Annotated in this window: 18 protein-coding genes; 16 read left to right on the top strand and 2 right to left on the bottom strand. The window is 74.2% G+C overall.

The annotated features are described in order from the left end of the window. Positions 1-870 (bottom strand): ROK family protein, encoded by an 870-nt coding sequence (locus ACTWM8_RS28580; protein ID WP_446214707.1) that lies wholly within the window; start codon positions 868-870, stop codon positions 1-3. Positions 871-926: 56 nt separating this feature from the next. Continuing rightward, a complete protein-coding gene (locus tag ACTWM8_RS28575) occupies positions 927-1,856 on the bottom strand; it encodes an SIS domain-containing protein (protein ID WP_446211641.1) in 930 nt (309 codons plus the stop codon). Positions 1,857-2,055: 199 nt separating this feature from the next. Here ACTWM8_RS28575 and ACTWM8_RS28570 point away from each other — a divergent pair, with 199 nt between their 5' ends. From ACTWM8_RS28570 to ACTWM8_RS28495, 16 genes are all read left to right on the top strand, one after another. Further along, the gene (locus tag ACTWM8_RS28570) at positions 2,056-2,841 is read left to right on the top strand and encodes a DeoR/GlpR family DNA-binding transcription regulator (protein WP_179802095.1); all 786 of its coding nucleotides are present in this window, start codon (positions 2,056-2,058) and stop codon (positions 2,839-2,841) included. A 208-nt stretch (positions 2,842-3,049) separates the two neighbouring features. Then, on the top strand, positions 3,050-3,973 hold the full coding sequence (locus ACTWM8_RS28565) for an ATP-binding cassette domain-containing protein (RefSeq protein WP_446214706.1): 924 nt from the start codon (positions 3,050-3,052) through the stop codon (positions 3,971-3,973). Beyond that, positions 3,970-4,992, top strand: a complete 1,023-nt coding sequence (locus ACTWM8_RS28560; RefSeq protein ID WP_446211640.1) for an ABC transporter permease subunit — start codon at positions 3,970-3,972, stop codon at positions 4,990-4,992. Before ACTWM8_RS28565 ends, ACTWM8_RS28560 begins: the two co-directional genes overlap by 4 nt. 134 nt (positions 4,993-5,126) lie before the next feature. Beyond that, complete coding sequence (locus tag ACTWM8_RS28555) at positions 5,127-5,591, top strand: DUF3263 domain-containing protein (protein ID WP_446211639.1); 465 nt, start codon at positions 5,127-5,129, stop codon at positions 5,589-5,591. Between the two features lie 224 nt (positions 5,592-5,815). Next, entirely contained in the window at positions 5,816-6,715 is a 900-nt protein-coding gene (locus tag ACTWM8_RS28550) for a hypothetical protein (RefSeq protein WP_446211638.1), read from the top strand. Between the two features lie 194 nt (positions 6,716-6,909). Next, positions 6,910-7,419 carry a GNAT family N-acetyltransferase gene (locus ACTWM8_RS28545; protein ID WP_446211637.1) on the top strand — a complete coding sequence of 170 codons (510 nt, stop codon included), beginning with the start codon at positions 6,910-6,912 and terminating at the stop codon, positions 7,417-7,419. A gap of 287 nt (positions 7,420-7,706) precedes the next feature. Then, positions 7,707-8,138, top strand: a complete 432-nt coding sequence (locus ACTWM8_RS28540) for a hypothetical protein (RefSeq protein WP_446211636.1) — start codon at positions 7,707-7,709, stop codon at positions 8,136-8,138. Continuing rightward, positions 8,135-9,400 carry an SRPBCC family protein gene (locus ACTWM8_RS28535; protein WP_446211635.1) on the top strand — a complete coding sequence of 422 codons (1,266 nt, stop codon included), beginning with the start codon at positions 8,135-8,137 and terminating at the stop codon, positions 9,398-9,400. Before ACTWM8_RS28540 ends, ACTWM8_RS28535 begins: the two co-directional genes overlap by 4 nt. Further along, positions 9,397-9,825: a gas vesicle protein GvpJ gene (gene gvpJ, locus ACTWM8_RS28530; protein ID WP_446211634.1), complete on the top strand. Its 429-nt coding sequence runs from the start codon at positions 9,397-9,399 to the stop codon at positions 9,823-9,825. The genes ACTWM8_RS28535 and gvpJ overlap by 4 nt, the downstream gene beginning before the upstream one ends. 1 nt (position 9,826) lies before the next feature. Next, entirely contained in the window at positions 9,827-10,603 is a 777-nt protein-coding gene (locus ACTWM8_RS28525) for a GvpL/GvpF family gas vesicle protein (protein ID WP_446211633.1), read from the top strand. A gap of 3 nt (positions 10,604-10,606) precedes the next feature. Further along, positions 10,607-10,966: a gas vesicle protein GvpG gene (locus tag ACTWM8_RS28520; RefSeq protein ID WP_446211632.1), complete on the top strand. Its 360-nt coding sequence runs from the start codon at positions 10,607-10,609 to the stop codon at positions 10,964-10,966. 5 nt (positions 10,967-10,971) lie between these two features. Then, the gene (locus ACTWM8_RS28515; RefSeq protein WP_446211631.1) at positions 10,972-11,325 is read left to right on the top strand and encodes a gas vesicle protein GvpO; all 354 of its coding nucleotides are present in this window, start codon (positions 10,972-10,974) and stop codon (positions 11,323-11,325) included. Between the two features lies 1 nt (position 11,326). Beyond that, positions 11,327-11,698 (top strand): gas vesicle protein, encoded by a 372-nt coding sequence (locus tag ACTWM8_RS28510; protein WP_446211630.1) that lies wholly within the window; start codon positions 11,327-11,329, stop codon positions 11,696-11,698. Then, the gene (locus ACTWM8_RS28505) at positions 11,682-12,500 is read left to right on the top strand and encodes a GvpL/GvpF family gas vesicle protein (protein ID WP_446211629.1); all 819 of its coding nucleotides are present in this window, start codon (positions 11,682-11,684) and stop codon (positions 12,498-12,500) included. Before ACTWM8_RS28510 ends, ACTWM8_RS28505 begins: the two co-directional genes overlap by 17 nt. Further along, complete coding sequence (locus ACTWM8_RS28500; protein WP_446211628.1) at positions 12,494-12,754, top strand: gas vesicle protein; 261 nt, start codon at positions 12,494-12,496, stop codon at positions 12,752-12,754. Before ACTWM8_RS28505 ends, ACTWM8_RS28500 begins: the two co-directional genes overlap by 7 nt. Next, a complete protein-coding gene (locus ACTWM8_RS28495; RefSeq protein ID WP_446211627.1) occupies positions 12,751-13,119 on the top strand; it encodes a gas vesicle protein K in 369 nt (122 codons plus the stop codon). The genes ACTWM8_RS28500 and ACTWM8_RS28495 overlap by 4 nt, the downstream gene beginning before the upstream one ends. Positions 13,120-13,145 lie beyond the last annotated feature (26 nt).

Genomic DNA, 13,145 nt, shown 5'->3' with positions numbered 1-13,145 from the left:
CTACTCCAGTCTGTCGAGGGCGAGCAGGGCGGCGCCGAGGCAGCCGGCCTCGTCGCCGAGGGCCGCCGCGACCAGGCGCGGCTCCCGGTGGAAGGTCATCCGTTCCCGCAGCGCCGTCCGCAGCGGGTCGAACAGCCGCGCGCCGGCCCGGGCCAGCCCGCCGCCGATCACCATGGTCTCCACGTCGTAGAGCGCCTGGGCGGTGGCGAGCCCGTCGGCGAGCGCCTCGACGGCCTCCCGCCAGACCTGCCCGGCCAGCTCCTCACCGGCCGCCGCCCGGTCGGCCACCTCGGCGGCGGTCAGCGGGGTGCCGGCCAGCTCGGTGTACCGGCGGCCGACGGCCGAGGCCGAGGCGACCGCCTCCAGGCAGCCGGGCCGCCCGCAGCCGCAGCGCGGGCCGTCGGGGCGTACCTGGATGTGGCCCAGCTCGCCGGCGGCGCCGTGCGCCCCGGCGGCGGCCGAACCGGCGACGACGTGGGCGGCCGCGATGCCGGTGCCGACCGCGACGAAGAGGACGTGGCCGACGCCCCGGCCGGCGCCGAGCCGGCTCTCGGCGAGACCACCGACGCGCACGTCGTGGCCGAGCGCCGTGGGCAGTCCGAGCCGCGTGGCGGCCAGCTCCCGCAGGGGTACGTCCCGGAAGCCGACGTTGGACGACCAGACCGCCACCCCGGCGACCTCGTCCACCAGCCCCGGCACCCCGATGCCGCAGGCGACCGGGGTGAGGCCGTCGGCGCGGGCCTTGCCGGCCAGCCCTTCCGCCACGTCCAGGATGGTGTCGACCACGGCGGCGGGGCCGCGCTCGGCACCGGTGGGGTGCCGTTCGGCGTGCACCACGGCGCCGTCCGGGCGGACCAGCGCGCACTTCATCCCGGTGCCGCCGACGTCCAGTGCGACGACGACCGGGGCACCGTCGGGGGCGTCGGTCACGCGAGGACCACGGAGCGGCTCAGGTGCCGGGGCGCGTCCGGGTCGAGGCCGCGGCTGGTGGCCAGGGCGACCGCGAAGCGCTGGGCCAGGATCAGGTCGGCCATCGGGTCGACCGGGGTACGCCCCGCCGCCCAGCTGCCCAGCACGGTGCGGCAGCCGTGGTGGCGGCTGTGCACGAACGCCGCGCCGGTGGCCGCCACGTCCTCGGGCAGCCCTTCGGGCAGCTCGCCGAACGCCCAGACCAGCCGGCCCGGTGCGGCGATCGAGATCGGGCCGTGCCGGTAGTCCATCGCCGGGTACGCCTCGGCCCAGAAGGTGGCCGCCTCCCGGCACTTCAGCGCGGCCTCCTGGGCCAGCCCGACCGTCCAGCCCCGGCCGAGGAAGGTGGCCTGCTCGATGCGGGCCGGGTCGATCGGCAGCGGGGCCCGGACGGTCACCTCGGCGTCGGCGGCGAGCGCCTCGACGTTGTCGCCGAGGTGGCCGCGGAGCAGCGCCAGGGCGGTGGTCGCGAAGCGGGTCTGCACCACCGACCGCTCGTCGGCGAAGGGCATGGTCACCGCCGCGTCGGCCAGCCCGGTGGCGGGCGAGGCGGGGTCGCCGACGAGGACCGTGGTGGGGGTCTGCCCGCGCAGCGCGGCGAGCAGGTCGAGCACCTCGGTGGTGGTGCCGGAGCGGGTGATCGCGATCAGCCGGTCGTAGCGGCGGCCGGTGGGGAACTCGCTGGCCTGGAAGGCGTCGGTCTCGCCGTGGCCGGCGCGCTCGCGCAGCCCGGCGTACGCCGCCGCCATGAACCAGGAGGTGCCGCACCCGACGACGGCGACCCGCTCGCCGGGGCGCGGGAGGTCGGCGGCGACGGTGCCGGCGAGCTGTGCCGCCTCCCGCCAGCAGTCGGGCTGGCTCGCGATCTCCGCGTCGACGTACGCCATGAGAACTCCTCGCACAGGGCGGCGGTGCGCAATACGGCTCATTACGGCCGTCTTTCGCGCGTTATTCTGCGCGAACCCGGGTGGCCGTGGCAACCAGCTCCCAGATCGCGCAGGTGGTGGTTTTGCGCCCTCGTAGTTTCGCGCACTACTGTGCACGCAATCAATCACCGTTCGTGCAGAGTCAACGGAGGCCCCCGCGGTGGACCGGTACGCCAGATGGAACGCTCTGCTCGAGATGCTGACCGACAGTGGTCGGGTCAGCGTCGAGGAGGCGGCCGAGCGGCTGGACGTCTCGCAGGCCACCATCCGCCGTGACTTCGATCAGCTCGCCCAGCAGCAGATGATCACCCGGACCCGGGGCGGCGCGGTCGCCAACGGCGTCTCGTACGACCTGCCGCTGCGCTACAAGACCGCGAAGCACTCCGCCGAGAAGCAGCGGATCGGCGCGGCCGCCGCCGCTCTGGTCACCCCGGGCACCGTGGTCGGCCTCAACGGCGGCACCACCAGCACCGAGGTCGCCCGCGCCCTGGCCGTCCGCCCCGACCTGAACACCAGCGCCGAGGGTGCCCAGCTGACCGTGGTGACCAACGCCCTGAACATCGCCAACGAGCTGCTGGTCCGCTCCCGGATGAAGGTCGTGGTCGCCGGCGGGGTGGTGCGCCCGAAGTCGTTCGAGCTGGTCGGCCCGCTGGGCGGGGCGCTGCTGCGCGAGGTCACCCTGGACGTCGCCCTGCTCGGCGTGGACGCCGTCGACCCGCAGCTCGGCGCCGCCGCCCACCACGAGGGCGAGGCGGCGATGAACAACCTGATGGTGGCCCGGGCCAAGCGCGTCGTGATCATCGCTGACTCGTCCAAGCTGGGCGGGCACGCCTTCGCCCGGATCTGCCCGGTGGACCGGGTGGAGACGCTGGTGACCGACTCCGGCGCGGCGACCGAGGTGGTGGAGGCGTTCCGCGCCGCCGGGGTCAACGTCATCTGCGCCTGAGTCCCTCGTTGATACACCGTCGGTAGCGGCTCGACGCCCCCGATGCATACCGGGTATTGCCCTCGCAGGCATACCGAGTATGGTGACCGCTGTCATAAGCCACCATCGGGGGAGGCGCAGCTTGTCGGCTGTCCTGGAGATCGAAGGTCTACGTAAGACGTACAAGAGCCGCCGGCGGGGCACCCGCAACGCGCTGGACGGCTTCGACATGCGGGTCGAGGCGGGCCAGGTGCACGGCTTCCTCGGCCCCAACGGGTCGGGCAAGACCACCACCCTGCGGACCTTGCTCGGCCTCATCCGGCCCGACGGCGGCCGGATGACCATCCTCGGGCACGAGGTGCCCGCGGCGCTGCCGACCGTGGCCGGTCAGGTCGGTGCGATCGTCGAGAGCCCGCAGTTCTTCCCGCACTTCACCGCGCGCGACACCCTGTCGCTGCTCGCCGGCGCCGGCGAGGTGCCGGTCAGCCGGGTCGACGAGGTGCTGGAGCTGGTCGGCCTGCGCGACCGGGCCGGTGAGCGGGTCAGGACGTACTCGCTCGGCATGAAGCAGCGGCTCGCGGTCGCCTCGGCCCTGCTCAAGAACCCGAAGCTGCTGATCCTCGACGAGCCGGCCAACGGCCTCGACCCCGGCGGCATCCGGGAGATGCGGACCCTGATGCGCACCCTCGCCGAATCCGGGATGACCGTGGTGCTCTCCAGCCACATCCTCGGCGAGATCCAGCTCATCTGCGACTCGGTCACCATCATCTCGCTGGGCCGGCGGGTCGCCTTCGGCCCGGTCGACCAGGTGCTCGCCGCGCACTCGCACGGCGGGGTCCGGGTCCGGCTGGAGGCGGCCGAGGACCTCGCCGCCGCCGCCGACCTGCTGGACCGCTCCGGCGTGTCGGTGACCCGGCACCCCGACCACCTGATGCTGGCCGGCGTGGACAAGCCCGCCTCGGTCAGCCGGCTCCTCGCCGAGCAGCACCTGTACGTCAGCGAACTGGCCCCGGTCGCGGTGGACCTGGAGAGCGTCTTCCTGGAGCTGACCGCGACCGCGCCGGTACCCGGTCAGCACCGCCAGGTCGACCAGTCCACGAAGGTCGGTGGGTCGGAGCAGGCCGGCGCCGCCGGAGGAGGTTGGGGAGCATGAGTCTCTACCGTACGGAGCTGCGCCGGCTGACCAAGCGGCGCTTCACCCGCTGGATGACCCTGGCCGGGGTGCTGGTGCTGCTGGCGGTCCTCGCCGGCGTCTTCCTGACCAACCACAAGATCGGCCCCGCCGAGCGGGCCCGCGCCGAGCGCCAGGCCGAGCAGCAGTACCAGGAGCAGGTCCGCTGGGCCGAGCAGGAGAAGGCGGCCTGCGTGCGGGCCCAGACGGCCGGCACGCCCAACACCGAGGGCCGGTTCCCGCCGGACTGCGAGATGATCAGCCCGCCGCCGCGCGACGCGTTCGAGGCGCAGTGGTTCCTGCCGTCCACCTTCGACTTCCGCAAGGCCTTCGACGACACGCTGGTGCCCTTCACCGCGATCCTGGCGCTGGTCGGGTTCGTCGTCGGCGCCTCCTTCGTCGGGGCCGAGTGGAGCACCGGCGGAATGATGAACCTGCTGCTCTGGCGGCCGAAGCGGCTCACCGTACTGCTGACCAAGCTGGCGGCGCTGCTGACCGGCCTGCTCACCCTGGTCCTGACCTCGGCGGTGGTCTGGACCGTCGGGTTCTGGCTGGTCGGCACCTTCCGCGGCACCACCGCGAAGACGACGTCCGGGGCGTGGCAGTCCTTCGCGCTCACCGGGCTGCGCGGGTTGCTGCTGGTGCTGACCGCCGCGACGATCGGCTTCGCGCTGGCCTCGCTGGGCCGGCACACCGCGATGGCGCTCGGTGGCGCGATCGCGCTCGCCGTGGTGGGCCAGTTCGGCGTCGGCATCCTGCTCAGCATGGCGAACGTGACGTTCGTGGAGGCGTGGCTGCTGCCCACCTACGCGCTGGCCTGGATGCAGAAGAAGGTGACCCTGGAGGACTGGGACTCCTGCAACAACGTCTCGTTCTCGGGGGAGTGCAAGCCGGAGACCCTCGACATCACCTGGCAGCACTCGTCCACCCTGCTGATCGGCGGGTTGGTCCTGCTGCTCGGCGCGGCCCTCTGGACGATGCGGCGGCGCGACATCTCCTGACCGCCGGCCGGGTCCCGCGCCACCGCGCGGGGCCCGGCGCGCGTCGGGTGCGTCGGACAGCGGCCCTGGTTACGCTGGGGTCCCCCCGGTCGGCGTCGGAGTTGCCGGCCGTCCGCGCTGTGTGAGGAGCGACCATGCCCGCCGACGCGTCCGCGGCCGCCAGCGACCGGCCGGAGCCGTCCGGGCAGGCCGTCACCGACCAGCGGCCCGCGGCCGTCGTCCCCCCGCCGCGCAGCGCGCCGCCGGTCGAGGACGCCCCGGAGCCCGTCGACGCCACGGCCGTCCTCGCCGCCATGGCGGACGACGCGCCGGAGGTCGAGGGGGCGTCGGCCGAATCGGTGCCCGCGCAGCGCGGACCGGGCACGGCGGACACCCTCACCGAGCGGGAGCAGCGGATTCTCGCCTTCGAACAGCAGTGGTGGAAGCACGCCGGGGCCAAGGAACAGGCCATCCGGGACACCTTCGGCCTCTCCGCCACCCGCTACTACCAACTGCTCAACGCCCTGCTGGACCGGCCCGCCGCGCTCGCCGCCGAGCCGGTGCTGGTCGGGCGGCTGCGCCGGCTGCGCTCCTCGCGGGCCCGCAACCGCCGGCGCTGATCACTTCCCGTCCGTGCGCGGGCCGTCGCCGGTGGCCGGGAAGGTCGGTGCCCACCGGGTGAGCTGTTTGCCCCGGGGCCACGTCGCGCCGGGCGCTGACGCTACCGTCGGTGACCGGCGCATGCCGGCGGCTTCGTCCGATTCCCGGCGGCGCCGGGGACGGGCATGGCGTGGGCCGGGCCGGGTAGCCGGGCTCTCGGGACGACGGCGAGGGGAGCGGGCTGATGGTGGGACCGGAGGCGCGGCACCCGGCGGGGCACACGGTGCGGACCGTCGGCGAGGCGTACGCGATGCGGGTACGGTCCGCCTCGGTGGCGGCGCCCGGCCGCCTGGAGAACGAGGACACGGTGTTCCGGTTCGGTCCGCTGGTGGGCGTCCTCGACGGGGCGACCGTGCCGGAGGGCTTTGACACCGGGTGCGTGCACGGGCCCGCGTGGTTCGTCCGCCACCTGGCCGCCCGGATCGGGCTGGCCGTCGCCGCCCGCCCGGCGGCGACCCTGGTGAGCAGCCTCGCCGCGGCGCTGCTGGCGGTCCGCGCCGACCACGGGGACGCCTGCGACCTGGACCATCCGGGCACCCCGTCGTCGACGGTCTGCCTGCTCCGGGAGGGCGGCGAAGAGGTCGACTACCTGGTGCTCTGCGACAGCCCGCTGGTCTTCGACCTCGGCGGCCGGGTCGAGGTGATCTCCGACGACCGGCTGGACGACGCGCTGGCCGACCTGCGCCGGATCGTGGCGGGACTGCCGGCCGGGGAGGTCGACGCGGAAACCCGGTTCCGGCAGGCGGTGCAGGTGCAGCGGGAGCGGATGAACCGCACCCACGGTTACTGGGTGGCCGCGACGGATCCGGACGCCGCGTACCACGCGGTCACCGGAACCCTGCCGCTGCGCGGGCCGGACGCGGTCCGCCGGGCGGTGCTGCTCTCCGACGGCGCCTCCAGTGCCGTGGAGCAGTTCGGCCTGTTCGACTGGGCCGGACTGCTCGACCTGGTGACCACGCAGGGGCCCGGCGCGCTCATCGACCAGGTGCGCGCCGCGGAGCGCGACCACCCCGAGCGACTACGCCGGCACAAGCGCGCCGACGACGCCTCGGCGGTGCTCTGCGAGTTCCCGTACTCAGCCTGACCCGGCCCGGGCCCGCCCCCGGCCCGCCCCCGGCCCGCCCCGGCCCGGGCCCGGCCCGCGCCCGACGGGCTGCCGACAGCGGAGCGTGACGCGGAACACCCCGATGGGACGACCGGCCGGTACCTCCGACCGGAGGGCCATTCGCGGCCCGAAGGGCTGGACGACCGGCGGCGGTACCGGCAGACTGCGGCACTGTGACGGGTGCGGTACGACTGGAGCCACTGGACGAGCGGAACCTGGAGCCGTTGCTCTCCGTAGCGGTGGCCGAGGCGGAGCCGGGTGACGTGATGCCCCCGGTCGAGGCGCCCGTCGGCTGGTCGCTGGCCCGTCGGGAGGCGTTCCGGGAGTTCCACCGGGCCAGCTTCGCCGGGCTCGACGGTCCCACCCGCACCCGCATGTACGCGATCGTCGCCGGTGGCGAGGTGGTCGGCATGGTGCGGATGAGCCGCTGCGAGGAGCCGGGCGTGGTGGAGACCGGGATGTGGCTCGGGCGTTCGGCGCGCGGCCAGGGCCTCGGCGTCGGCGCCCTCCGCGAGTTGCTCAACGAGGCCGCCGCGGCCGGCATGCACGCCGTGGTCGCGGACACCACCCGGGACAACATCGGGGCCGTCCAGGTGCTGAAGAAATGCGGCGCGAAACTGCTCGAAAATGGTGACAAGGTCCACGCCGATATCTGCCTCGACGCCACTCCGCCGACATTCTGACAATTCTTCGCGCGGTTTGATCCATCTCGCGTCCTTCCTGGTCGACGCGTTCTGAGTGTCCGCTTTGCGGCCTTGGTTGCCGCCTGGACGACTCCTTCCCGCTCCTCCCCGTAATGGGAGCGGGAATTCCCGAAAATGTTTTGCGTAGGGGCGGGCGGGTACTGCCGGCCGGGTCCGTAACAACGGGACGTCCCGACGCAGGACCGCCGTGCGCATTTCCCCGGTGCTGGTTTCCGGCCCTCGGTGGAATCGGGTCGTCCCGACCACCGGGGAGTGAAGGAGAACCGATGAAGAGCGGAATGCGGGTCGGCCTCGCGGTCGGCCTCGGATACGTCCTCGGCCGGCGGAAGAAACTGCGTACCGCCCTCACCCTGGCTGCGGCTGTCGCCGCCGGGCGGGCCAGCCGTGACCCCCAGCTGCTCAAGCGCGGCACTGACCTGTTGACCTCGACCCCCCACCTGGCGGGCCTCGGCAAGCTGGGCAGCCCGCTCGCCTCGGCCGGCAAGGCCGCCGCGACCGCCGCCGCCGGCAGCGGCATCGACGCCATCAGCGACAAGCTGCGCGGCAGGGCCGACGCCCTGCGTCGCAGATCCGGCGGGGACGGCGACGAGGCCGAGCGGTCCGCGCCGGACGAGGAGCAGGAGCTGGACGAGCAGCCTGAGCCGGACGGCGACGACCGGGGCGGGCGCCCGGCGGCGAAGCGGGGGCGGTCAGCATGACGGAGAACCTCAACCCCGGCGGCGGCTTGGCTGCCCGGGCGAAGGACCAGCTCGGCGCCGACCTCAGGGACCTGGCGTCCGCGATCGGCGAGCGGGCGGTCTCGGTGGTCACCGAGCGGCTCACCGGCGCCACCGGACGCCTCAGCGAGTACGCGAAGTCCGGCGGCGGACCTGGCCTGATCGCGGCTGCCACCGGGGCGCAGAAGCTCGCCGAGGGCCACTCCCCGATGAAGGCCATGTTCCATGCCGGCCTGGCCGGCGGTAAGGAGAAGTTGATGTCGGCGTTCGGTGGTGGCGGCGGCAAGGGTGGCAAGGGCGGCGGCAAGAAGCTCAAGGTCACCAACATCGTCGAGACGATCGAGGTCGGCGTGCCGGTCCGGGTCGCGTACAACCAGTGGACCCAGTTCGGCGACTTCCCGAGCTTCATGAAGAAGGTCGAACAGGCCGAGAAAGACTCCGACGAGAAGATGACCTGGAAGGCGCAGGTCTTCTGGTCGCACCGGAGCTGGGAGTCGACCACGGTCCGGCAGATCCCGGACCGGCTCATCCACTGGCGGTCCAAGGGTGAGAAGGGTTCGGTGGACGGCACCGTCAGCTTCCACGAGCTGACCCCCGACCTGACCCGCATCCTGGTGGTCCTGGAGTACCACCCGCAGGGGCTCTTCGAGCACACCGGCAATCTCTGGCGCGCCCAGGGCCGACGGGTGCGGCTGGAGCTGAAGCACTTCGTCCGGCACGTGATGACCAACACGGTGCTCGACCCGGACTCCGTCGAGGGCTGGCGGGGCGAGATCGAGGACTCTCAGGTGGTCAAGGACCACGAGACCGCGCTGCGCGAGGAGCAGGAAGCCCGCGAGGAGCAGGAAGCCCGCGAGGAGCAGGAGCAGCGGGGCCGGGCCGAAGAGGCCGAGGAGGCCGAGGAGCAGCCGGAGGAGGAGCGCGAGGAGCGCCGGCCCGCCGAGCGCGGCCGCCGTCGACCGCCGGAGCGCCGTCGTCCCCCCGAGGAGGAGGAGTACGAGGCGTACGAGGAGGGCGAGGACTACGAAGAGGGGTACGAGGAGGAGTCCGAGGAGGAGCAGCCTCCGCCGCGCCGGCGCCAGCCGGAGCGGGCCCGCCGCCCCCAGCCGCGCCCCGAGCGCCCGGAGCGCCCGGAACGGGAGCCGCGCGAGGAGCCGCAGCGCCCCCGCCCGGCCGCCCGTCGGGCCCCGGAGGCACCACGACGGCCGGTGGTCCGCCGCCGGCGTGAGGAGCGTGACCAGTGAGCATCGCGACGACTAGCGGAGGCCAGGGCGCCCTGGAACGCGGCGGAGGCGGTGGCGCCGGGGGCACCCTCGCCGACGTCGTGGAGACGGTGCTGGACAAGGGCGTGGTGATCGACGCCCAGGTGTCGGTCGCCGTGGTCGGGATCCAGCTGTTGGAGATCAACGCCCGGATCGTGATCGCCAGCGTCGACACGTACCTGCGGTTCGCCGAGGCGGTCGACCGGCTGAGCATCACCCCCAAGGGCACGAAGGGGCTGCCCGACCTGGTGGGGGACGCCGCCGGGGCGGCGACCAAGGGCAAGGCCATCTCCGGCCTGGGCAAGGCGGCCCAGGAGATCAGCGGCGCGGTGGCGGAATCGCTGAGCGACCGCGGCCGGGACCGGGAGCGGGAGCGGCCACGCCGACGCCGGGACGAGGAGCGGTGAGATGAGCGACGAGCGGGCTCAGCCGGCCGGCGAGACCGGGCTGTTCATCTACGGCATCGTGCCGTCCGACGTGGAGCCGACCCCGGACGCGGAAGGGGTCGGCAACCCGCCGGGCGAGGTGACCGCGGTCCGGCACGGCGAACTGGCCGCGCTGGTCAGCGAGGTCGGGTTGGAGGAGCCGATGGGCCGCCCGGCCGACCTGACCGCGTACCAGACGCTGCTGGACGGGACGGCGACCGTCGCGCCGGTCCTGCCGGTCCGGTTCGGCACGGTGGTGACCGGGCCGGACGCGGTCGAGGATCTGCTGGAGGCCCACCACGACCGGTTCGCCGCCGCCCTCGACGAGTTCGAGGACCGGCTGCAGTACACCGTGCACGGTCGCTTCGACGAGGAGGAAATGATCAGCGACTTCCTCGCCGAGAACAGGTCCGCCGCCGCGCTCGCCGACCAGGTGCGCGGCCGGCCGGAGGCGGCGAGTCGGGAACAGCGGATCCGGCTCGGCGAGATGATCAGCCAGGGGGTGGAGCTGCGCCGGGAGGCGGAGAATCGGGCGCTGATCGACACGCTCACCCCGTACGCGGTGGCGCACGCGCCGCGCCCGCCGAGCAGCGAGCTGGACGCGATGAACGTCGCCTTCCTGGTCGACGCCGACGACGAGGAGGAGTTCGTCCGGGTGCTGGAGGAGTTCGCCGAGCAGCGTCGGGACCTGATCCGGATGCGGCTGCTCGGGCCGCTCGCCCCGTACGACTTCGTCAGCGCGCACCAGCTGGTGGAGTGACCGGTGGACATCCTCTGGACGCTGCTGACCCTGCCGTACGCCCCGGTGCGGGGGCTCACCTCCGTGGTCAGGGTGATCGCCCGGGAGGCGGAGGCGCGGCAGTACGACCCGGCCAACATCCGGCGCGAGCTGGAGGAACTGGACCGGGCGGCGGAAGCCGGCGACATCACCCCGGAGGAACGGGACCGGGGGCAGCAGCGGGTCCTGGACCGGCTGACCGGCGCCGGCGGTGCCGGGGCGGGCACCGCTTCCGGCGCCGCGCCGGCCCGCCCGTCCCGGCGGCCCGCCGCGCGGCGCCGGGCGGCGGGCCAGGCGCGGCGGGTGGACCGACGGGACGACCCCGAACGACGGCGAGGGAGGTGAGCGGGATGGCCCCAGGACGCGTCCGGGGAGACGGCGACCGCGAGCGCCGGCAGGAGCCAGCGAACCGGCCCGATGACCGGTACGACGACGAGGACTACGAGCCGGTCTCGGCCGCCGAGGCGGCCCGCGAAGGGCTGCGCCAGATCGTCGGCCTGACCGGCAAGGATCCGCTCGGCATCACCTCGCTCCAGCCCACCGACGACGGCTGGCTGGTCGGGGTGGAGGTGGTGGAGGACCACCGCATTCCGGCCTCCACCGACCTGCTCGGCCTCTACGAGGTCGAACTCGACATGGCGGGTGCCCTGCTGGGCTACCGGCGGACACGCCGCTACCAGCGGGGGAAGGGCGACGGGGGTTGAGATGACCAGACCGCGGCCACCATCGGTGGTGCAGAACACCGGCCAGGTGATGGGCGCCGGGCACGAGCCGGCGAACCTCGGCGACATCCTGGAACGGGTGCTCGACCGGGGCATCGTGATCGCCGGCGACATCCGGGTCAGCCTGCTCGACATCGAGCTGCTGACGTTGAAGCTGCGGCTGGTCATCGCCTCGGTGGACACTGCGCGGCAGATCGGCATCGACTGGTGGGAGCACGATCCGTGGCTCAGCTCGAGGGCCCGCCCGCCGGTCGAGCCGGGGCCGCGCGACCCGGAGCAGGTGGAGGCGGAACGCCGGCCCCGGGTGGCCGGGCGGGCGGCCGCACGGGAGGGGTGGAATGAACACGGCACTTGATCCGATGGTCACCGTCGGCGCCTGGCTGCACGGTGTGGTCCGCGACCCGGACCCGGCCGCCCTGGCCGCGGTCCCCGGCATGGACGGTGGGCCGGTGCGGGCCGTCCGGGCCGCCGGCCTGGCGGCGGTGGTCAGCGCCGCGCCGCTGACCGAGTACGGCGAGGAGGCGCTGCGCCGCAACCTGGAGGACCTGGCCTGGCTGGAGCGCGCGGCGCGGGCGCACCACGCGGTGGTGGACGCGCTCAGCCGGGCCGGTGCGGTGGTGCCGGCCCGGCTGGCCACCGTGCACCACGACGACACCCGGGTCGCCGCCATGCTCGCCGAGCGGCAGGCCGAGCTGACCGCAGCGTTGGACCGGCTGACCGGCCGTGGCGAGTGGGGCGTCAAGGGGTACGTGGTGCCGGGCGCCCTGCCCCGCTGCGAGGCGAGCGACGGCGGGGGCGGGGCGGGCGCGGCGTACCTGCGGCGGCGTCGGGCCGAGCTGACCGCCCGCGACGAGGGGCAGCGGATCGCCGGGGAGGCCGCCGCGGCGGTGCACGCCGCCCTCGCCGGGTACGCCGCCGCCGCGCGCCGGCACGCCCCCCAGGACCGGCGGCTCTCCGGCGCGCCGACCGCCATGGTGCTCAACGGCGCGTACCTGGTGGAGACCGCCGGGGTGGAGGGCTTCGCCGCGCTGGTCCGGGAACTCGCCGACCGGCACCCGGAGATCCGGCTGGAGCTGACCGGCCCGTGGCCGCCGTACTCCTTCGTGGCGGACGGTCCGGAGGAGCCCGCGCACACCGTCCGGGAGTCGGCGTGGTGACCACCTCGCTCGCCCCGAGCAGTGCCGACGACCCGTTGGCCTACCGCCCGGTGGCGCTGGTCGACCTGCTCGACCGGGTGCTCGCCACCGGTGTGGTGATCTCCGGCGACATCACCCTGGCCATCGCCGACATCGACCTGGTTCGCATCTCGCTGCGCGCACTGGTCGCGTCGGTCGGCGCGCTCACCCCGCCCGAGCTGCCCGATCCGATCGGGTCGTCCGGTGTCGTGGTGCTGCCCGGGGAGGTCGGGTGACCGGGCCGGGGCCGCGCCGGGACGAGGCCGCCGACCTGGCCGCGGCCCTCGGCGAGACGGCCGCCTGGCAGGCACCCCGGGTAACGCCGCTGGACCGGCGGCTCGCCGTCGACGGGGAGTCCGTCGAGCGGGGGCTGGCCAGCCTCGTGCTCACCGTGATCGAGCTGCTGCGGCAGCTGATGGAACGGCAGGCGCTGCGCCGGGTGGACCTCGGCGACCTCACCGAGGAGCAGATCGAACGGGTGGGCGCCACGCTGATGGCGCTGGAGGCGCAGATGACCGAGCTGCGCGAGTACTTCGGCCTCGCCCCCGAGGACCTCAACCTCGACCTCGGCCCGCTGGGCCCGCTGCTGCCCACCGACTGAGGGGCGCGGCGGTCACCAGGACCCGC

Source organism: Micromonospora sp. IBSANI012 (assembly GCF_052814045.1).
The sequence above is the reverse complement of the archived record's forward strand: the minus strand, read 5'-3'. Positions and strand labels throughout refer to the sequence as shown.